This is a genomic window from Massilia sp. LMS1-1-1.1 (assembly GCF_040815535.1).
In the GTDB taxonomy this organism is placed as follows: domain Bacteria; phylum Pseudomonadota; class Gammaproteobacteria; order Burkholderiales; family Burkholderiaceae_D; genus Janthinobacterium; species Janthinobacterium aestuarii.
Map to the genome: position 1 here is coordinate 650,703 of NZ_JBFPNG010000023.1, position 18,896 is coordinate 669,598.

Annotated in this window: 21 protein-coding genes; 7 read left to right on the forward strand and 14 right to left on the reverse strand. The window is 60.1% G+C overall.

Annotated elements, in window-relative coordinates:
• Positions 1-4: 4 nt before the first annotated feature.
• On the reverse strand, positions 5-1,636 hold the full coding sequence (locus tag MRBLMS1_RS17940; RefSeq protein WP_485880800.1) for an NAD(P)-binding protein: 1,632 nt from the start codon (positions 1,634-1,636) through the stop codon (positions 5-7).
• Positions 1,636-3,147 (reverse strand): polyamine aminopropyltransferase, encoded by a 1,512-nt coding sequence (locus tag MRBLMS1_RS17945; RefSeq protein WP_485880802.1) that lies wholly within the window; start codon positions 3,145-3,147, stop codon positions 1,636-1,638. Before MRBLMS1_RS17945 ends, MRBLMS1_RS17940 begins: the two co-directional genes overlap by 1 nt.
• Positions 3,148-3,207: 60 nt before the next feature.
• Here MRBLMS1_RS17945 and MRBLMS1_RS17950 point away from each other — a divergent pair, with 60 nt between their 5' ends.
• From MRBLMS1_RS17950 to rsgA, 7 genes are all read left to right on the forward strand, one after another.
• On the forward strand, positions 3,208-3,594 hold the full coding sequence (locus MRBLMS1_RS17950; RefSeq protein ID WP_070303236.1) for a DUF350 domain-containing protein: 387 nt from the start codon (positions 3,208-3,210) through the stop codon (positions 3,592-3,594).
• Positions 3,595-3,625: 31 nt separating this feature from the next.
• A complete protein-coding gene (locus tag MRBLMS1_RS17955; RefSeq protein ID WP_485880804.1) occupies positions 3,626-4,654 on the forward strand; it encodes an SPFH domain-containing protein in 1,029 nt (342 codons plus the stop codon).
• Positions 4,655-4,664: 10 nt separating this feature from the next.
• On the forward strand, positions 4,665-6,128 hold the full coding sequence (locus tag MRBLMS1_RS17960; protein WP_485880806.1) for a DUF4178 domain-containing protein: 1,464 nt from the start codon (positions 4,665-4,667) through the stop codon (positions 6,126-6,128).
• Complete coding sequence (locus MRBLMS1_RS17965; protein ID WP_157814714.1) at positions 6,125-6,295, forward strand: hypothetical protein; 171 nt, start codon at positions 6,125-6,127, stop codon at positions 6,293-6,295. Before MRBLMS1_RS17960 ends, MRBLMS1_RS17965 begins: the two co-directional genes overlap by 4 nt.
• Before the next feature lie 2 nt (positions 6,296-6,297).
• Positions 6,298-6,669: an adenosylmethionine decarboxylase gene (gene speD, locus MRBLMS1_RS17970; protein WP_485880809.1), complete on the forward strand. Its 372-nt coding sequence runs from the start codon at positions 6,298-6,300 to the stop codon at positions 6,667-6,669.
• Between the two features lie 64 nt (positions 6,670-6,733).
• Positions 6,734-7,288: a hypothetical protein gene (locus MRBLMS1_RS17975; protein ID WP_485880811.1), complete on the forward strand. Its 555-nt coding sequence runs from the start codon at positions 6,734-6,736 to the stop codon at positions 7,286-7,288.
• A 274-nt stretch (positions 7,289-7,562) separates the two neighbouring features.
• Positions 7,563-8,627 (forward strand): ribosome small subunit-dependent GTPase A, encoded by a 1,065-nt coding sequence (rsgA, locus tag MRBLMS1_RS17980; RefSeq protein WP_485880813.1) that lies wholly within the window; start codon positions 7,563-7,565, stop codon positions 8,625-8,627.
• 32 nt (positions 8,628-8,659) lie between these two features.
• On the opposite strand, the gene MRBLMS1_RS17985 is transcribed toward rsgA, so the two are convergent.
• The 12 genes from MRBLMS1_RS17985 to MRBLMS1_RS18040 all read right to left on the reverse strand — a co-directional run bounded on the left by MRBLMS1_RS17985 (position 8,660) and on the right by MRBLMS1_RS18040 (position 18,859).
• Positions 8,660-9,628, reverse strand: a complete 969-nt coding sequence (locus MRBLMS1_RS17985; RefSeq protein ID WP_485880815.1) for an IS1595 family transposase — start codon at positions 9,626-9,628, stop codon at positions 8,660-8,662.
• A 138-nt stretch (positions 9,629-9,766) separates the two neighbouring features.
• Positions 9,767-10,186, reverse strand: coding sequence for a F0F1 ATP synthase subunit epsilon (locus MRBLMS1_RS17990; RefSeq protein WP_034752707.1), 420 nt, complete (start codon positions 10,184-10,186; stop codon positions 9,767-9,769).
• A gap of 62 nt (positions 10,187-10,248) precedes the next feature.
• Positions 10,249-11,649: a F0F1 ATP synthase subunit beta gene (gene atpD, locus MRBLMS1_RS17995; RefSeq protein WP_034752705.1), complete on the reverse strand. Its 1,401-nt coding sequence runs from the start codon at positions 11,647-11,649 to the stop codon at positions 10,249-10,251.
• A 29-nt stretch (positions 11,650-11,678) separates the two neighbouring features.
• A complete protein-coding gene (gene atpG / locus MRBLMS1_RS18000) occupies positions 11,679-12,554 on the reverse strand; it encodes a F0F1 ATP synthase subunit gamma (protein ID WP_102293016.1) in 876 nt (291 codons plus the stop codon).
• 62 nt (positions 12,555-12,616) lie between these two features.
• Positions 12,617-14,158, reverse strand: a complete 1,542-nt coding sequence (gene atpA / locus MRBLMS1_RS18005; RefSeq protein WP_034752701.1) for a F0F1 ATP synthase subunit alpha — start codon at positions 14,156-14,158, stop codon at positions 12,617-12,619.
• A 78-nt stretch (positions 14,159-14,236) separates the two neighbouring features.
• Positions 14,237-14,782, reverse strand: coding sequence for a F0F1 ATP synthase subunit delta (locus MRBLMS1_RS18010; protein ID WP_034752699.1), 546 nt, complete (start codon positions 14,780-14,782; stop codon positions 14,237-14,239).
• A gap of 2 nt (positions 14,783-14,784) precedes the next feature.
• On the reverse strand, positions 14,785-15,255 hold the full coding sequence (locus tag MRBLMS1_RS18015; protein ID WP_034752697.1) for a F0F1 ATP synthase subunit B: 471 nt from the start codon (positions 15,253-15,255) through the stop codon (positions 14,785-14,787).
• 43 nt (positions 15,256-15,298) lie between these two features.
• Positions 15,299-15,577 (reverse strand): F0F1 ATP synthase subunit C, encoded by a 279-nt coding sequence (gene atpE, locus MRBLMS1_RS18020; protein ID WP_034752695.1) that lies wholly within the window; start codon positions 15,575-15,577, stop codon positions 15,299-15,301.
• Between the two features lie 59 nt (positions 15,578-15,636).
• Positions 15,637-16,446 carry a F0F1 ATP synthase subunit A gene (gene atpB / locus MRBLMS1_RS18025; protein ID WP_046681851.1) on the reverse strand — a complete coding sequence of 270 codons (810 nt, stop codon included), beginning with the start codon at positions 16,444-16,446 and terminating at the stop codon, positions 15,637-15,639.
• Between the two features lie 51 nt (positions 16,447-16,497).
• Positions 16,498-16,866 carry an ATP synthase subunit I gene (locus MRBLMS1_RS18030; RefSeq protein WP_034752692.1) on the reverse strand — a complete coding sequence of 123 codons (369 nt, stop codon included), beginning with the start codon at positions 16,864-16,866 and terminating at the stop codon, positions 16,498-16,500.
• A gap of 270 nt (positions 16,867-17,136) precedes the next feature.
• The gene (locus MRBLMS1_RS18035; RefSeq protein WP_034752690.1) at positions 17,137-18,024 is read right to left on the reverse strand and encodes a ParB/RepB/Spo0J family partition protein; all 888 of its coding nucleotides are present in this window, start codon (positions 18,022-18,024) and stop codon (positions 17,137-17,139) included.
• A 64-nt stretch (positions 18,025-18,088) separates the two neighbouring features.
• On the reverse strand, positions 18,089-18,859 hold the full coding sequence (locus MRBLMS1_RS18040) for a ParA family protein (protein WP_034752687.1): 771 nt from the start codon (positions 18,857-18,859) through the stop codon (positions 18,089-18,091).
• Between the last annotated feature and the right edge of the window lie 37 nt (positions 18,860-18,896).

Here is an 18,896-nt window from a genome sequence, read left to right on the forward strand (position 1 = left end):
TTTTTTATGCGGCGGCTAAGCGCGCCGCACGGTCGCCCCACCACGCCGCTTCCTCGAACACGGAAAAGCCCGACAGATCGGCATGCGCGAACAGGATGGCGCCATCGTGTTCGCGCAAGGCTTTCAGCCCCGCATTGCTGCGAAAACCGGGCAACGGTGCGGCCATGGCGTGGCCGCGCACGGTGATGTCGACGCGTTCGACGCAATTGGCAAAATCACGTCCATACGCCGTCTTCAAATCGACGCTGGCCAGCGCCAGCAATTCTTCGGGCGTGGCCGTATCGAGCCATTTGCGCGCTTGCTGCGGCGTGCGGTCGGATAACGCCACGTAAGCGCTGAAGACGGTTTTCTCGGGCGGGCGCACGCGGATATCCTGGTGCGTGGAGACGACATAGCCGAGGCCCGGTTCCTGATACACCACGTTGTCCCAGCACAGCGGTGCGTGCGGCAGTTCGTCGGGAAAACGCTTGAGCAGGAAATTGGCCACCATCCACGGCGCATACGCGGGCGTATCGCGCTTCGCGTCGAAGCCATAGGCGGCGATGTTGTCCACCACGCGCGCCGCGACATACAGCGGCATGGCGCAGATGGCCTTGCGCGCCTTGACCAGGTAGGTGCGCGGCTGGCCATCGACCAGCTCCAGGCACAGCGCCTCCACGCCGCTGGCCGTCGTCGTGAGGGAAACCACCGTGCCCGCATGGCGTTTGACCCCTGAGGCCTGCTCCATGGCCGTGGCGACCGGCTGCATGCCGCCCGGCCAAGTCAGCCAGGCGCCATTGCCCGCGTTGGCCGCCTGGCCCCAGCGGCTGCAGTAGTAATGCAGGCCGGCCCAGGCCGAGACCTGGTCGTAGCGCGTGCCGTAGTCGTCGCGGCAGCAGTAATTCAAATACCAGTGCAAGGTGGGCGAGGTGTATCCCTCGCGCTCCATCCACTGTTTCAAGGTGATGGTATCGAGCGCCTGCCAGGCCGGGTCTTGCGACGATTCCACGGTAGGGAACACGAAGACGCGCTTGCCGTCGTTGCCATGCGCCTGGCGCAGGCGCCGCACGTCGGCAAAGAAGCGCTCGTGCTGCGCCAGTTCCTCGGCAGAGACGCCTTCGGTGGGAATGAAGCCATCCTGCCAGTGGCCGTTGAACAGCAATCGCTCTTCCGGCGCGTGCAGGATGTAGCGCTCGTCGTAAGTGGGCTTTTCCGCCTGCGGATCGCGCTCGATGATGCCCAGGTCGAACAGGATTTCGCGCACATGCGTCGATTCGGGCGACGGCAGCGGCAAATAATGGCCGCCCGTGGGATAAGCGAGGTCGCCGAACTGCCCGCCGGCCGCGTTGCCATACGGCTGCGGGCCGTCGATCATGAGGAAATCCTTGTGCCCCAGCTTGTTCAGGCGCCAGGCGGCCGTCAGGCCGGCGATGCCCGAGCCGAGGATGGCCACGTCGGTATGCAAGGTGCGTGAAGGTGGCGGCAGCGCCTTGCGCTCGCGCAGCAGCTCACGCAAATAGTGGCCCTCGCTGCGGCCCGGGTACAGCACCCTGGGCGTGATTTCCTGCCAGCGCAGGTAGGCGGCGATGCTGCCGATGCCGGCGGCGGCCGCTGCCGTGCCGCCGGCGGCCCACAGCATGAAGGAACGCCGCTGCATCAGCGGATCACCCGATTCCAGTCCTGCTCGAATTCATGCACGAGCGACTGGGTGTTGAGGCGATTCGGCGCCATCGGCAGCGGCTGCATGTCGGGCGGGAAGATGAACATTTCGCGCGTGGTGTCCGCATTCAGGTAGCGCATGGGCAGGCGGTATTTCGTCGGCGGTGTGTAGTCGAGCTGCGGCGAGGCGAGGATAAAACCCCATTCGCCGAACGAGGGCACGTAGGCGTGGTAGGGCCAGGTGCGCATGCCCACTTCGCGCAGAGTCGAATTGATGGTCCAGTAGGCGTGCGGGGCAAAGAACGGCGACGTCGATTGCACCACCATCAAGCCCTTGACGGCCAGGTGCTTTTTCACCAGGTCGTAAAACGGCACCGAATACAGTTTGCCGAGCGCGAAGCTGGACGGATCGGGGAAATCGACAATGGCCGCGTCGAACATGTCGCCGTTATTGCGCAGCCAGACGGCGGCATCGGCATTGACGACGGTGACGCGCTTGTCCGAGAACGAGCCGTTATTCAGCTTGGCCAGTTCCGGGCGCGTGGTGAACGCGGCCGTCATGGCGGGGTCGAGGTCGACCACGGTGACGTGTTCGATATGGGGATAACGGAGGATTTCACGCAGGGCCAGACCATCGCCGCCGCCCAGCACCAGCACGCGGCGCGCCCAAGGCAGCGCTTCCAGCACCGGGTGCACGAGCGCCTCGTGATAGCGGTACTCGTCGCGCGAGGAAAACTGCAAATTGCCGTTGATGTACAGCCGCGTATCGTCCTTCCAGCGCGTGATCACCAGGCGCTGGTAGGGCGTGGTGGTGGAATACACGATCTGGTCGCCGAACAGGCCATGTTCTCCCCAGGCCACCATGCGGTCGGACATGGCAAAGCCGGCAATCAGCAGCAGCATCACGGCGCAGGCGCGCAGCAAACGCCCCGTGAGGTTCTTCAGTTCCGCGCGGAAGACATAGATGCTCCACAGGCCCACGCCCACGTTGAGCATGCCGAACAAAAAGCCCGTGCGCACCAGGCCCAGATACGGCGACAGCACCAGCGGGAACAGCAGGGAAACGGCCAGCGCGCCCAAGTAGTCGAAGGTGAGCACGCGGCTGACCAGTTCGGAAAATTCCGTCTGGCGCGTGTTCAGGGCGCGCATCACCAGCGGCACTTCCATGCCGACCAGTGCGCCGATCAGGAACACCATCACATACAATAAGGTGCGAAATGGCGCCGCCATCCACGAAAACGTCATGAACAGGATGGCGGCCGACAGGCCGCCGATCAGGCCCACGGCCAGTTCGATGTCGACGAAGCGCGAGAGCACGTCGTCGTCCTTCACGTACTTGGAAAAATGAGCACCTACGCCCATGGCAAACAGGTAGCAGCCGATGATGGTGGAAAACTGCAGGATGGAGTCGCCGAGCAGGTAGCTGGACATGGCGCCAGCGATCAGTTCATACGCGAGGCCGCAGGAGGCGACCACGAAGACGGACAAAATCAGAATCTTTTTGTTCATTGGACTTTTTTTTGTTCTAATATGCGTTGACGTTATCAAATACTCATTGCGAGGAAAGCCGTGCCCGCCATCCTAAACTATCTGATCCATCTTATACTGGCCGCCGCGCTGCTGATTGCCTTTTTTATCATCTACACGCGCGTCACGCCGTATAACGAAGTGCTGCTGATCCGCCAGGGCAACCAGGCGGCGGCCCTGTCGCTGGGCGGCGCGCTGCTGGGCTTTTCCGCCACCATCGCCTCGTCCCTGATGCACACGGCCGACTACCAGCAATTCTTTGCCTGGGCCTTCGGCGCCATGGTGGTGCAATTGCTCGCCTATGTGGTGACCACGCGTTTGCTGCGCATGTCGAAGGACCAGATCGAATCGAACAACAGCGCTTTCGGCGGCCTGCTGGGCGCCATAGCCCTGTCGATCGGCGCCATCAACGCCGCCTGCATTTCCTGACACCGCTTTATCTTTTTCAAGGACATTCATCATGAGCCTCGGCAGCTTTATCAAGAAGCAGTTTATCGACGTACTGCAGTGGAACGAAGAGACGGAAGGCGTGCTGGCCTGGCGCTTCCCCATGCAGGATTTCGAGATCCAGAACGGCGCCATCCTGAATGTGCGCGAATCGCAGGTCGCCGTCTTCGTCAATGAAGGCAAGATCGCCGACGTCTTCGGTCCCGGCACGCACAAGCTGACGACGCAGACCTTGCCGCTGCTGACCAACCTGAAAAACTGGGACAAGCTGTTCGACTCGCCATTCAAGTCGGACGTGTATTACTTCAGCACGCGCGTGCAGACTGGCCGCAAGTGGGGCACGCCGCAGCCGATCACCATCCGCGACAAGGATTTCGACATGATCCGCGTGCGCGCCTTCGGCATGTACTCGTACCGCATCGCCGACGCCCGCACCTTCTTCACCGAGATCAGTGGCACGCGCGAAGTCTACACGCGCGACGAGGTGGAAGATCAATTGCGCGGCATTCTGATGTCGAGCATGGCCAGCTCGCTGGGCGGCGCGAACGTCCCCTTCCTCGACATGGCGGCCAACCAGGCGCTGATGGCGCAGGAAGTCAAGGATGGCCTGGTGCAGGCGTTTGCCCGCTATGGCGTGGGCCTCGATGAATTCAACGTGGCCAGCATCAGCTTGCCCGAGGAATTGCAGGCGGCGCTGGACGAACGCATCTCGGCCGGCATGAAGGGCGGCCTGGGCGCCGACAAGATGAGCGGCTACACCAAATTCCAGGTGGCCAATGCGATCCCGCTGGCGGCGCAAAACGAAGGCGGCATGGCCGGCATCGGTGCGGGACTGGGCGCCGGGCTGTCGATCGGCCAGGTGATGGCGCAAAGCATGGGCGGTGCGCTGCAGCCGCCGGCGCCGGCGGCGCCGCCAGCCCCCGCGGAGGAACCGATAGAGGCGCGCCTGGAAAAACTCAAGGATCTGCTCGACAAGGGTCTCATTTCGCCGGCCGACTACGATGGCGCCAAGGCTGAACTGCTGAAAAAACTGATCGGCTAAGCGCGACTGCATGCAAACTGTTTCCTGTCCCAGCTGCGGCGCGGAAGTCCGCTTCCGCTCGCACGCTTCCGTGCTCGCCGTGTGCGAGTACTGCCACAGCACCATCCTCAAGGACGCCGATTCCGTCAGGGACGTGGGCAAGATGTCGGCCGTCCTGGAAGACTATACGCCGATCCAGATCGGCACGGCCGGCGTGCACGATGGCATCCACTTCACCGTCGTCGGGCGCATCCAGCAGCGCTACAGCGCCGGCACGTGGAACGAGTGGTATCTGCTGTTCGATGACGCCAGCACGGCGTGGCTGGGCGACTCGTCCGGCCTGTACACCCTGACACGCGAGCGCAGCACGCAAGATACCCTGCCCGTCTTTGGCGAGCTGGCGCCGGGCAAGCGCTACACGATCTGCGGCGAGCCGTACACGGCGGCCGAGATCCGCAACGCCGAATGCATCGCCGGCCAGGGCGAATTGCCGTTCAAGGTGGGCGCCGGCTGGCGCATCCAGGTAGCGGACTTCCGCAACTACGCCAGCTTTGTCACGCTCGACTACACGGATGGCCCGCAACCGGTCGTCTACCAGGGCGTTGCCGTCACCCTGGATGGATTGCAGTGCCAGCTGCTGCGCGACGATGACGCCATCGCCAAAAGCGCCGGCAAATACCGCGGCAAGCTCGATGCGCTCGACTGCCCCTCCTGCGGTAGCGGCATCCACTATGTGCCCGGTGCAGCGGCGCAGCTCGTGTGCCCCGCCTGCCACGCGCAGCTCGACGCCAGCGGCCCGGAAGCGCAGGTGCTGGCCATCGGCAAGCAGGTGCACGACAACGCCGACATTTCCCTGGAACTGGGTGCCAGCGCGAAGATCAGCAATGTGGACTTCACGGTCATCGGCATGATGCGCCGCGCCGACGACGAAGGCAGCGAGTGGAACGAATACCTGCTGTACAACGCGCGCGCCGGCTTCTTCTGGCTGGTGGAGACGGACGATGGCTGGTCGCGCTCGAACGTGCTGCCGAACTGGCCCAACTGGGCGTCGCTGGACGCCGATACCTGCACGCTCGATGGCGCCACCTACCGCAAACTGTATGACTACGGCTCGCAGGTCGTGTATGCGGCGGGCGCCTTCAACTGGAAGGTGGCCGTCGGCGACAGCACGCATGTGCATGAATTCGAACAGGGACAGACCAAACTGGCGGCCGAGATCACCGGCGAGGAAATGACCTGGTCGCGCTCCGTGCCCGTCGCCTATGACCAGATGGCCGCCTGGTTTGGCGCCGCCTTCCATGGCGGCGACCAGGTGCGGAATATCCAGGTGAGCCACCGCGGCATCGCCAAGGTCTTCATCGTCATCGTGCTGGTATTGAACGCGATCCCGATGTTCATCTCGTTCTCCAGCACCTTGATGTGGAGTTTGCTGGGCTGCCTGGCGTTGTTCCTGCCCGCCGCTTTTCTCGACAAGAATGCAAAGAATCCCCCATGAGTAAATATGTGATCTATGCCCTGATGGTGACCTTCAGTGTCACGGCCGCCAACTGGGTGCGCATGTTCAAGGTGGCCGGCAGCAGCAGCGGCAGCAGCTGGAGTTCGCGCACGGGCAGCGGCGGCGGCAGCTATGGCGGCGGCTCCAGCGGCGGGAGCCACAAATAAGCATGGCGTCCACACCGCATCTGCCCCTGGGCACGCATCTGCTGGCCGACCTGTCGGGCATCGCGCAGGAACCTCTGCGCGACTGCGCCGCGCTCGAGCGCCTGCTGCGCGACGCCGCCATCGCGTCCGGCGCGCAAGTGCTGCACGGCCATTTCCACAGCTTTGGCCCGGGCCAGGGCGTCACGGGCGTGCTGCTGCTGGCCGAGTCGCATATCTCGCTGCATACCTGGCCCGAGGTCGGCTTTGCCGCCGTCGATATCTTCATGTGCGGCGCGGCGCGGCCGCAGCTGGCGCTCGACATCATCAAGGAGGCGCTGCAGGCCGCGCATTGCCAGCTCCAATCCGTGCGGCGCGCGCCACCCGGGCATTCCTAGCGCCGCTGGTGGATCGCGTGGGGATCGCTTACACTGTCGGCTCATTCCCCCAACCGTGACTCCCATGCGCCGTTCCGCCCTCCTTGCCCTGCCCCTGCTGCTGCTGGTTTCCGCCTGCGATGACTACACGGCGCCCAGCCTGTACCAGGCCACCACGCCCGAGTGCAAGACGTGGACGGACGGCTCGCGTTTCGAGCTGCCGCGCGGTATCAGCATCTACGCCACGCCGCCCGTCACCCTGAAGGAAGGCGGCACGGAGCTGGCGCTGATCTTTACCTTGCCCGTCGGTACGCAAGCCAGTTTTACGCGCCTGTCCTTCCTGCTGGAAGAACCGAAACAGCCGCCCTTCGCGCAGGCCAAGATACTCACCATTTACCAGCGCGGCATGAACCAGAAGGCGGAGATCGTCGACGTCATCGAGCAGCTGCCCATCATGTTTTCCGCCGTCGGCAACAGCAAGGAAACGCAATGGCGCCTGCGATTGCAACTGCCGCGCCAGCTGCCGCAGCGCTTCGATCTGTCGATGCCCGACATGCTCGTCGGCGGCAAGCGCTATCCGGTGCGCACGTTTACGTACCGCTATTTCCCCGAGCGCCAGGCTTACGGCATGTGCAGCTGAGCCACACCTTCTGTTGACGGCGGCGCAGGCCGCTGGCACACTGGTGTTTTCCATCACACAACAGGAGTAGGCAACATGCGCCATTCGGATACTGCCGTGCTGTCGGCTGCCTGATCACCGTTTTTCCCCGCTAAGATTTTTAGCCCGCAATTCCCCATACGCTGATCGCGTAGCCGACTTCCCTTTCTTTCGTGCCAGTCATCGCGACTGGCGGTGCCTGCACGCGCAGGCTACACGTCCGCATGCGGACGACAGAATCTGGAATCACGCTACCATGATCGCATTCGATTTTGCACAACTACGCCTTATCGGACTGCAGCAGTCCATCGCCAGCGCAGCCACCCAGCTCGACATCTCTTCCCCCGCCGCGCAGCTGATGCGCGTTTGCGCCGTGCACCGCGACAGCATCATCGTGCACGACGGTGTCCTGGAACAGCCGGCGCAGATCCTGCCGCGCCTGCTGCACGAACTGCAGACGCTGGACACCATCCTCACGGTGGGCGACTGGGTCGCCGCCGAAGCCGATGGTCACGGCACGCTGTGGATAACGGCGCACTTATCCCCAGCCACGCAAATCGCGCGGCGCGGCAATGACGGCCGGCGCCAACTGCTTGCCAGCAATGTCGATACGGCGCTGCTGGTGATGGGACTGGACGAGGATTTCAATCCGCGCCGCCTCGAGCGCTATCTGTCCATCGTGCTGGCGGCGCAAGTGGCGCCCGTGGTCGTGCTGAGCAAGGCCGACGTGGCCGACGACGTGCCGGGCAAGCTGGCGCAGCTCAAGCACCGTCTGCCGCCCCACGTGCCGCTGTTTGCCATCGATACGCGCCATGCGTATGACGTGGCCATCCTGGAACCGTGGTTGAGCGCCGGCCAGACCCTGGTGCTGCTCGGTTCATCGGGTGCCGGCAAGTCCAGCCTGACCAATACCTTGTGCGCGGTGGAGCAACCAACCAACGGCGTGCGCCATGGCGACGGGCGCGGCCGTCACACGACGACGGCGCGCTCGCTGCATCTGTGCGCCAGCGGCGCCTGCATCATCGACACGCCGGGCCTGCGCAGCTGGCGCGCCGATGCCGATGCGCAAACCTTGGCGGCCACGTTTGACGACATCGCAGCGCTGGCGGCAACGTGCCAGTTCCGCGATTGCCGGCATGCGAGCGAACCCGGTTGCGCCGTGCGCGGCGCCGTCGATGGGGACCGCCTGCGCAATTATCACAAGCTGCTGCGCGACGCGCGCCGCAGCGAGGAAACGCCGCTCGAACGCATCGCCGCGCGCGCCAAGTGGAAGACGATACTGAAGGCGGGACTGGAAAGGGGCAAGGACAAGCGCCGCTAATTTTTACTGAAATTCGTTTGCTGAAAAAAAGGCTATGTCACCATTAGATGTGGGAATGCACCCAAAGTTGCTTTCAACAGCGTTTCCGGTGAACGGATACGCCTGGCGTCGAGTATCCAGCGCCATCCCAGATAGTTCGGCAGGTAGCGCGTCGCCACGCCGTGAAACGGCCCCATCCATTGTCGCAAACGGCTGTGATAGGCGTTGACGTTCTGCACGTGGGCGGCGCCCTGCACGCGGATGCCGGCGCGCAGGTTGACGGCCTGGTGGCTGATCCCCGCTTCCCGAGCAAAAGCCCGATAGGCTGCATGACCATCGGTGACCAGCAGCACATCCTTGTCGATGACGGGCAACAAACAGTGGTGCAACTGCGCCTTGGTTAGCGCTCCTTTTCCCGTGACGAAATCGAGGGTCTGTCCCGTACGGTCGCGCGCCACCAGGATGCAAACCTGTTCGTTCGATATGCCGCGTTTATGAGCATGGCCGCCCCGGCGGCGGGGCGGACGCGTCATGTTTCTGGATCCCTTTTCCGATTCCAGCAGATATAACTCGTCTGCCTCGGCGATGCCGTGCAGGCCATGGGGCCGATCCGTCTTTGCCAGCGATAGAAACCGGTGGCGCCAGCGAAACGTGGTGTTGCGGTGCACACCTAGCTGTGACGCTGCCTTGCGCACGGAATCCGATGCCAGCAGGCAATCGGCATAGTCGAGCCACAACGATTTATGGCGCAAGCGCGCCAGGGGTGTGCCGGTGAGTGCATTGAAGGTGCGGCCGCAGGGCACGCAACGGTAGCGCTGCAAGCCGTGCGCATGGCCATGCCGGTGCAGGTGCGCCGAATGGCAGGCGGGACAGGCCAATCGCGGCTGCGCGACATTTTCCAGCAGCGCAACGGTCGCGTCGTGTGGCGCGTTGCCATGCAGCAGGGCAATGCCTGCCTGCCGCTGGCGTCTGCTCAAACGAACAAACTGCGCAATCAAGGTGGTCCATTCAGCTGGCCGCATGATCTGCTCCGTGCGTGATTGACATGCAGAGTCAGACAGCACTGCCAAGGGAAAATTCCGGCATTCCCCTACTTGCCGATGACAGAGTCGAAAAAAAAGGCAGCCCGAAGGCTGCCTTTCTTGCGCGGCGCAGATTGATTACATCTTGCGCAGCTTCTGGATCGCTGCCAGCTGCGCAATCGCGCTGGCCAGCTCGGCTTGCGCTTGCGCGTAGTCGATGCCCGAATCCTTGTTGTGGATATTTTCTTCCGCCAACTTCTTCGCTTCCAGCGCTTTCGCTTCGTCGAGGTCGTGACCGCGGATCGCGGTATCGGCCAGGACGGTCACGGTATCCGGTTGCACTTCCAGCAGGCCGCCGGCAACGAAGACGAACTCTTCTTCAGCCTGGCCGACTACCTTGATGCGGACCGCGCCCGGACGGATGCGGGTAATCAAAGGCGTGTGGCGTGGGTAGATACCCAGCTCGCCCTGTTCACCCGGCAACGCGACGAATTCTGCTTCGCCTGAAAAAATCAGTTCTTCAGCGGAAACCACGTCAACGTGAATTGTGTGTGCCATGTGTGTCCTATCGGGTTGAAGAACCCCGCCTTCTGAGGGGCGGGGTTAGGCCCAGACTTAACTTAGTTAAGTTTCTTGGCTTTTTCGATTGCTTCTTCGATCGTGCCGACCATGTAGAACGCTTGTTCCGGCAGGTGATCGAGTTCGCCCGAAGCGATCATTTTGAAGCCCTTGATCGTGTCTTTGAGCGAAACGTATTTACCAGGCGCGCCGGTAAAGACTTCAGCGACGTGGAAAGGCTGCGACAGGAAACGCTGCATCTTACGTGCGCGGGCGACCAGCAGTTTGTCTTCCGGTGCCAGCTCGTCCATACCCAGAATCGCGATAATGTCGCGCAATTCCTTGTAGCGTTGCAGGGTCGTTTGCACGGCACGCGCGGTGTCATAGTGCTCTTGACCAACGATCAACGGATCCAGCTGACGCGAGGTCGAATCCAGTGGGTCCACGGCTGGGTAGATACCCAGGGAAGCGATGTCACGCGACAGCGCAACGGTCGAATCCAAGTGAGCAAACGTGGTAGCAGGCGACGGATCGGTGTAATCATCGGCTGGAACGTAGACGGCCTGGATCGAGGTGATCGAACCGGTCTTGGTCGACGTAATACGCTCTTGCAGACGGCCCATTTCTTCAGCCAGGGTCGGTTGGTAACCCACAGCCGACGGCATACGGCCCAGCAGTGCCGAGACTTCGGTACCAGCCAGCGTAAAGCGGTAGATGTTGTCGACGAAGAACAGAACGTCCTTGCCTTCATCACGGAACGATTCAGCGATCGTCAGGCCGGTCAGCGCAACGCGCAGACGGTTACCTGGCGGTTCATTCATCTGACCGTAGACCATCGCGACTTTGGAATTCTCTGGATTTTCCAGATCGACCACTTTCGCGTCAGCCATCTCGTGGTAGAAGTCGTTACCTTCACGGGTACGCTCACCAACACCGGCGAACACGGACACGCCGCTGTGCGCTTTGGCGATGTTGTTAATCAGTTCCATCATGTTCACGGTCTTGCCTACGCCAGCGCCGCCGAACAGACCAACTTTACCGCCTTTTGCAAACGGGCAAACCAGGTCGATCACCTTGATGCCGGTTTCCAGCAGTTCTTGCGATGGCGACAGTTCGTCGTATGCGGGAGCCGTGCGGTGGATCGACGCGATCTGCTCGTGCGACACTGGGCCGCATTCGTCGATCGGGTTGCCCAGCACGTCCATGATGCGACCCAGGGTTGCTTTACCGACTGGCACCATGATAGGTTTGCCGGTGTTCTGGATCATCATGCCGCGACGCAGGCCATCGGACGAGCCGAGTGCAATGGTACGGACAATGCCGTCGCCCAACTGCTGTTGTACTTCCAGGGTCAGTTCCGAGCCTGCCATCTTCAAGGCATCAAATACCTTAGGCATCGCGTTGCGGGGAAACTCAACGTCCACCACAGCGCCGATACACTGAACGATTTTGCCATCAGCCATGTTCGTTCCTTCAATATAGTTAAATTCGTTTAAACCGCAGCCGCACCGGCGACGATTTCGGAGAGTTCTTTGGTAATCGCAGCTTGGCGGGTCTTGTTGTAGATCAGCTTCAATTCGCCGATCACACTACCCGCGTTGTCGCTTGCAGCTTTCATCGCGACCATCCGTGCCGATTGCTCGGACGCCAGATTCTCCGCGACAGCCTGGTACACCAGCGCTTCTACATAGCGCTCCAGCAATTCGTCGATGATGCTTTGTGCATCCGGCTCGTAGATGTAATCCCACGAGTGAGCGCTCTTGTCGGCGACCATCTTGTCGGCCGTCAATGGCAGCAACTGTTCGACCACTGGTTCCTGCTTCATCGTGTTGATGAATTTGGTGTAGCACAGGTACACTGCGTCGAGCTTGCCAGCCTGGAACTCTTCGAGCATGACCTTGACAGGTCCGATCAATTTTTCCAGGTGGGGCGTATCACCGGTCTGAATGGCAGAGGCGACGATCTTGACGCCGATGCGATTCAAAAAACCCAAACCCTTGTTACCGATGGCAACTGCTTCAACCCGGTTGCCAGCTGCTTCCAGCTCGCGCGACTTCGACGTCACCTGGCGCAGGATGTTGGTATTCATGCCGCCGCACAGACCCTTGTCGGTCGTCACAACGATGAAACCCACTGCCTTCGCTTGCGTGCCCTGGGCAGCTGCCAGGAACGGGTGCGTGTATTCCGGATTGGCATTCGCCAGATTGGCGGCGATATTCCGAATCTTGTCACTGTAGGGACGGGCGGCCCGCATCCGGTCTTGCGCCTTGCGCATTTTGGACGCGGCGACCATTTCCATCGCCTTGGTGATCTTCTTCGTATTCTCTACGCTCTTGATCTTGCCTCGTATCTCTTTGCTTGATGCCATGAGTCCTTACTCCTTCTGCGCGTAGGGCGGCGCCTCACTCGAGGTGGGCGCCGCCTGGCCGCTTAATATGCGCCGGATTTCTTGAAATCAGCAATGGCCGCCGACAGAGTTGCTTCGCTGTCTTTGTCGAGTTGCTTGGTTTCTTCGATCTTGGCCAGCAGAGCAGCTTGCTTGGTCTTCATGTAAGCGTGGACACCAGCTTCGAACGACAGCACTTGCTTGACTGGCACGTCGTCCATGAAGCCTTTGTTCACCGAGAACAGCGATACGGCCATCAGCGAGATCGACAGTGGCGAGTATTGGGCTTGCTTGAGCAATTCCGTTACGCGGGCACCACGGTCCAGCTGCTTGCGGGTCGATTCATCGAGGTCCGAAGCGAACTGCGCAAACGCGGCCAGTTCACGGTACTGCGCCAAGTCGGTACGGATACCGCCGGACAGGTTTTTGATGACCTTGGTCTGAGCGGCGCCACCGACGCGCGATACGGAAATACCGGCGTTAATTGCAGGACGGATACCGGCGTTGAACAGCGAGGTTTCCAGGAAGATCTGACCGTCGGTAATCGAAATCACGTTGGTTGGAACGAATGCGGACACGTCGCCAGCTTGCGTTTCAATGATCGGCAGTGCCGTCAGGGAACCGGTCTTGCCTTTAACGGCGCCGTCGGTGAACTTCTCGACGTAGTCGGCGTTCACGCGTGCTGCGCGTTCCAGCAGGCGGCTGTGCAGGTAGAACACGTCGCCTGGGTACGCTTCGCGACCTGGTGGACGGCGCAGCAGCAGCGAGATTTGACGGTATGCAACAGCTTGTTTCGACAGATCATCGTAGACGATCAGTGCATCTTCACCGCGGTCACGGAAGTATTCGCCCATGGCGCAACCGGAGTACGGCGAGATGTATTGCATGGCGGCCGATTCCGAAGCGGAAGCGGCGACAACGATGGTGTATTCCATCGCGCCGTGCTGTTCCAGCGAGCGCACGATGTTCTTGATCGACGAGGCTTTTTGGCCAATCGCGACGTAGATACATTTCATGCCCTGGCCTTTTTGATTGATGATCGCATCAATCGCCACAGCCGACTTGCCGGTTTGACGGTCGCCGATGATCAGTTCGCGCTGGCCGCGGCCAACTGGAACCATCGCATCGATCGACTTCAGGCCGGTTTGCATTGGTTGCGAAACGGATTCACGGGCGATCACGCCTGGGGCGATTTTTTCAATCGCGGCCGTCAGTTTGGTTTCGATGGCGCCTTTGCCGTCGATCGGCTGGCCCAGCGCGTTGACAACGCGGCCGAGCAGCTCAGGACCGACTGGCACTTCCAGAATGCGGCCGGTGCATTTCACCGTGTCGCCTTCGGAGATGTGCTCGTAGGCACCCAGAATCACGGAACCGACGGAGTCGCGTTCCAGATTCATTGCCAGGCCAAACGTGTTGCCTGGGAATTCCAGCATCTCGCCTTGCATCACGTCCGACAAACCGTGGATGCGGCAGATACCGTCGGCGACGGAAATAACCGTGCCTTGATTACGCACTTCAGCGCCGCCGTCAAGACCTTGGATCCGGCTCTTGATCAACTCGCTGATTTCAGATGGGTTGAGTTGCATACTAACTCCTAAAAGTGTTTCTCTCAGCTTGCGCGAGGGGTAAGGGTCTGTCTAAGCTGGCCTGCCGAAGCGCGTGTCTTACGACACCAGTGCAGCGTGCAGTTGCTGCAACTTGGCGCGCACCGAGGTATCGAGCACCTGGTCGCCAACGACCACGCGCACGCCGCCGAGCAGCGATGGATCCACTGTGACGGCAGGGTTGAGCTTACGACTGAATTTCTTTTCCAGCGTTGCGACCAGCTCGGCCGTTTGGCCTTCGCTCAGATCGAAAGCGCTCGTGATCTCGGCGTCAGCCGCACCTTCCAGGCCATTTTTCAAGGCATGGAATTGCGCGCCGATTTCCGGCAGCAGGCTGATGCGGCCATTTTCGATCAACATCGTGACGAAGTTTTTCACTTCCTCATTGAGCGGCGATTTCAACAACGACAGGATGGTGGCGGCGACGTCGCTTTCCGAAACTTTCGGATTGCGCGCGTACGCCTGTACCTCGGGGTGGCTACCGATCTGTGCCAGTTCGGACACCAGCTCGGACCACGCCGCGAGGTTGCTTGACTCCTTACCAGCTTGGGCTACGCGGAACAAAGCTTCCGCGTAGGGACGGGCGACGGTTGCGAGTTCTGCCATGATTACAGCTCGACAGCAAGACGCTGCAACATTTCGGCGTGAGCCGTAGCGTTAACTTCACGCTTCAAGATCTGCTCGGCACCCTTGACAGCCAGGTCAGCCACCTGAGCGCGCAATTGTTCGCGTGCTTTCGACAGTTGCTGTTCGGCGTCCGACTGGGCTTGCGCAATGATACGCGCAGCTTCAGCTTGTGCATTTTGCTTGATCTCTTCAGCAACCAGCTGCGCGCGCTTTTCAGCGTCCGCAACGCGTTGCGACGCTTCTTCACGTGCACTGTTCAATGCCTCTTGCGCACGCTTTTCAGCGACTGCCATCGAAGCTTGACCTTGATCGGCCGCAGCCAATCCATCCGCGATTCGTTTGGCACGCTCATCCAGCGCATTGTTCAGCGCTGGAAATACGAACTTCATCGAGAACCAGACCAACACCGCGAAGGTGATCATCTGGCCGATGAGCGACATATTGATGTCCATACCTTTGCTCCTAACTAAAAGTTTCTCCTAGGGTTGGAGCGAATTACTGAGCAACAGCCGTCAGAGCGGACAGGAACGGGTTAGCGAACGTGTACAGCAGAGCAACACCAACGCCGATCATCGAAATAGCATCCAGCAGACCAGCGATAACGAACAGTTTGGTTTGCAGTTGTGGCATCAGTTCTGGTTGACGTGCCGAAGCTTCCAGGAATTTGCCACCCAAGATAGCGAAGCCCAGAGCGGTGCCGATTGCGGCCAGGCCGATGATGATTGCTGCTGCCAGAACGGTCATGCTTTGTACTTGTGCGATCAGAGCTTGCATAAAATTCTCCTAAATTTAAAAACGAAAGATACTAAAAAAACAAAATATAAAGTTAATGATTAATGTTTCTCAACCGCAAGGCTCAGATACACAACCGTCAACGCCATAAACACAAAAGCTTGCAAAGTTACAATCAAGATATGGAAAATTGCCCATGGACCACCCAACGCCCACTGTGCCCACCAAGGCAACAACGCGATCAAGATGAAAATCAGTTCGCCGGCATACATATTGCCGAACAGTCGCAGCGACAGGGAGATCAGTTTTGCAACCAGCTCAACCATTTGCAGCAAGAAATTGACAGGTGCCAGGGCGATCGTGCCGATCAGGCCGCTCGCGTGGAACGGTGCCGTGAACAGTTCCTTGATCCAGCCGCCCAGGCCCTTGGCCTTGATCGAGAAGGCGATCACGCACAGCACAACCGACAGCGACATGGCGAAGGTGTGGTTGACGTCGGCGGTCGGCACGGCGCGCAGTTTATGCACGCCAAACCAGCTCAGAATCTTCGGCAACAGGTCAACCGGCAGGAAGTCCATCGCGTTCAGCAACCAGACCCACACAAAAATAGTGATGGCCAGCGGCGCGATGACCTTGCTTTTCGCGTGGAAGGCCCCATTAATAGTGTCATTGACGATTTCCATGACCATTTCGACGAAGTTTTGCAACTTGCCAGGGACACCAGCCGTCGCGCGGCGCGACGCCATATAGAAAACAGCCAGGAAAACAAAGCCCAGAATGGCCGAAATCCAGAACGTATCCAGATTGATCATGCCGTCGGCACTTCTCAGGTGGGCCAGATGGTGACTGATGTATTCTGTGGCGTTGGCCGGGGCAGCATGGCCCGCTTCAATAGCGTGTTCTGTGGTCATAATGAATTTAGATTTGTCGTTTCAGAGCTCAACAGGCCCCAAAACCAATGATTAAACAGCGAGCAATGAAAACCAGTATGCTAAGGTTGCCACCGCGAAACCCAAGATCAGCCATAACCAGGCGGCCGACTGAAACAACACCAGTGCCAATATAAACAGCACCGCTGTGATAAATATTTTCACCACTTCTGCGCGCAAATGCGCCCGGAATGCCTTATTGGCGTCGCTAGAACCGCGAACCACCAACAGGGCATACACCAGGCTACCGATGACTGCGATAGCGCCGCCGTATGCGGCGGACCAGCCTCTGACACTGCCACCGAAAAACAGGGTGACCGTGGCAAAACTGATAGCGATTGCTAGCTGCAAGGCAACTACTTTGTAGACTGGCTTGGCAATACTTTGTTGTGAATCACTCAATTGCCAAGTTCCCAGAAAAATCTACACACGCAAAGACACGGGATTATAGTTGGCTTTGATCTATAGAGTCAAACGTTGCTGCACCGCAGCAGGGCAATTGCTGCGTGAAACTGACGCTTTACCGACTATTCGCCGCCATTTGCACCACTATATGGCAAAGCCGCTTGTCTGGCCGCTCCCAGCCGTGTTATCAAGGAATCACGTGCTGCATCCGGAAAGCATGGCCGGATTGCTCACACCGGCATTGCCCCTGTCTTTGCAGCTTGCTATTTAACCACGCAAGCGGGTCAACAAACCATCGAGCACGTCAAGATCGGCAAAATCAATCACCAATTGGCCACGGCCCTTGTTGCCCATCTTGAACACCACGGGCGTGGCCAGCGCATCGGACAGTTCTTCTTCCAGGCGCGCGATGTCGCCGGACTTTTCCTTTTGCCGCGGCTCGACCGGGTTGGCCGCTTCCTCGACCGTGCGGGTAACGAGCTTTTCCGTTTCGCGCACGGACAGGCGCTTGGCCACGACCTGGTTCGCCAGGGTGATCTGGCTGGCCGCATCGACGGCCAGCAGCGCGCGCGCATGGCCCATGTCGATATCGCCGGCCATCAGCATGGTTTGCACGGGAGCGGCCAGGTTCATCAAACGCAACAGGTTCGACACGGCGCTGCGCGAGCGTCCCAGCGCAGTGGCCGCTTGCTCATGCGTAAAACTGAAGTCCGCGATCAGGCGGTGAATGCCCTGCGCTTCTTCCAGGGGATTGAGATCTTCGCGCTGGATATTCTCGATCAGCGCCATGGCCGCGGCGGCCAGGTCGTCCACATCGCGTACCAGCACCGGCACTTCCGTCAGGCCGGCCAGTTGCGAAGCGCGGAAACGGCGTTCGCCGGCGATGATTTCATATTTGACAAGTCCGCTCAAGGTGTCTTGCCCGATCGGGCGCACCAGGATCGGCTGCATCAGCCCTTGCGCCTTGATCGAGGCGGCCAGCTCATTCAATGCCCCTTCGTCCATGCGCGTGCGCGGCTGGTATTTGCCCGCTTGCATTTGCGACACGGGCAAGTTCGACGGTTGATTCGTGTCCGGACTGGCGAAGTCGCCACCGCCGCCGCCCAACAGGGCGTCGAGTCCGCGACCCAGTCCTTTTAATTTTTTCGTAGCCATGCTGTCCTAATCGTGTTTTCAGAGTAAGCGCTCACACCATATTGTGCGAACGCTCGCCCCTTGTTTACATATGTTTGATGCGTTCGACCATCTCGGCGCCGAAGGCGATATACGCCTGGGCACCTTTCGAGCTCGGATCGAAGGTCACGCCAGGCAAACCGTACGACGGCGCTTCGGCCAGGCGCACGTTGCGCGGGATGATGGTATTGAACACCTTGTCGCCGAAGTGCTGTTCCAGCTGGGCCGATACTTGTTGTGATAATGTCATGCGTGGATCGAACATTACGCGCAGCAAGCCGATGATCTTCAGATCCGGGTTCAGGTTCGCATGCACCTTCTTGATGGTGTTGACCAGATCGGACAAGCCTTCCAGCGCGTAGTACTCGCACTGCATCGGGATGATCACACCATGCGCGGCGCACAGACCGTTCAGGGTCAGCATCGATAAAGCCGGCGGGCAATCCACTAATATGAAATCGTATTCGCCGTCCACTTCGGCCAGCGCATCCTTGAGGCGGCGTTCGCGGTTGTCGAGCTCGACCATCTCCACTTCCGCGCCGGCCAGTTCGCGGTTCGACGGCAAGACATCGAAGCGCCCCGCTTCCGAACGCTGGCGTGCCGTCTTGACATCGGACTCGCCCAGCATGACTTCATAGGTCGACGCCTTCAGGCCGGCCTTGTTGATGCCGGCGCCCATGGTCGCATTGCCCTGCGGGTCGAGGTCGACCAGCAGCACGCGCTGGTTCAACTTGGCCAGACCGGCGGACAGGTTGACACTTGTTGTGGTTTTACCAACACCACCCTTTTGATTTGCTACACAAAAAATTTTGGCCATGTATCTTCTAGTTGTAAAGAGATGCAAACTTCATCAT

Coding starts and splice junctions, on each gene's coding strand:
- MRBLMS1_RS17940 (WP_485880800.1), bottom strand. CDS start 1,636: ATGCAGCGGCGTTCCTTCATGCTGTGGGCCGCCGGCGGCACGGCAGCG.
- MRBLMS1_RS17945 (WP_485880802.1), bottom strand. CDS start 3,147: ATGAACAAAAAGATTCTGATTTTGTCCGTCTTCGTGGTCGCCTCCTGC.
- MRBLMS1_RS17955 (WP_485880804.1), top strand. CDS start 3,626: ATGAGCCTCGGCAGCTTTATCAAGAAGCAGTTTATCGACGTACTGCAG.
- MRBLMS1_RS17960 (WP_485880806.1), top strand. CDS start 4,665: ATGCAAACTGTTTCCTGTCCCAGCTGCGGCGCGGAAGTCCGCTTCCGC.
- MRBLMS1_RS17965 (WP_157814714.1), top strand. CDS start 6,125: ATGAGTAAATATGTGATCTATGCCCTGATGGTGACCTTCAGTGTCACG.
- speD (WP_485880809.1), top strand. CDS start 6,298: ATGGCGTCCACACCGCATCTGCCCCTGGGCACGCATCTGCTGGCCGAC.
- MRBLMS1_RS17975 (WP_485880811.1), top strand. CDS start 6,734: ATGCGCCGTTCCGCCCTCCTTGCCCTGCCCCTGCTGCTGCTGGTTTCC.
- rsgA (WP_485880813.1), top strand. CDS start 7,563: ATGATCGCATTCGATTTTGCACAACTACGCCTTATCGGACTGCAGCAG.
- MRBLMS1_RS17985 (WP_485880815.1), bottom strand. CDS start 9,628: ATGCGGCCAGCTGAATGGACCACCTTGATTGCGCAGTTTGTTCGTTTG.
- MRBLMS1_RS17990 (WP_034752707.1), bottom strand. CDS start 10,186: ATGGCACACACAATTCACGTTGACGTGGTTTCCGCTGAAGAACTGATT.
- atpD (WP_034752705.1), bottom strand. CDS start 11,649: ATGGCTGATGGCAAAATCGTTCAGTGTATCGGCGCTGTGGTGGACGTT.
- atpG (WP_102293016.1), bottom strand. CDS start 12,554: ATGGCATCAAGCAAAGAGATACGAGGCAAGATCAAGAGCGTAGAGAAT.
- atpA (WP_034752701.1), bottom strand. CDS start 14,158: ATGCAACTCAACCCATCTGAAATCAGCGAGTTGATCAAGAGCCGGATC.
- MRBLMS1_RS18010 (WP_034752699.1), bottom strand. CDS start 14,782: ATGGCAGAACTCGCAACCGTCGCCCGTCCCTACGCGGAAGCTTTGTTC.
- MRBLMS1_RS18015 (WP_034752697.1), bottom strand. CDS start 15,255: ATGGACATCAATATGTCGCTCATCGGCCAGATGATCACCTTCGCGGTG.
- atpE (WP_034752695.1), bottom strand. CDS start 15,577: ATGCAAGCTCTGATCGCACAAGTACAAAGCATGACCGTTCTGGCAGCA.
- atpB (WP_046681851.1), bottom strand. CDS start 16,446: ATGACCACAGAACACGCTATTGAAGCGGGCCATGCTGCCCCGGCCAAC.
- MRBLMS1_RS18035 (WP_034752690.1), bottom strand. CDS start 18,024: ATGGCTACGAAAAAATTAAAAGGACTGGGTCGCGGACTCGACGCCCTG.
- MRBLMS1_RS18040 (WP_034752687.1), bottom strand. CDS start 18,859: ATGGCCAAAATTTTTTGTGTAGCAAATCAAAAGGGTGGTGTTGGTAAA.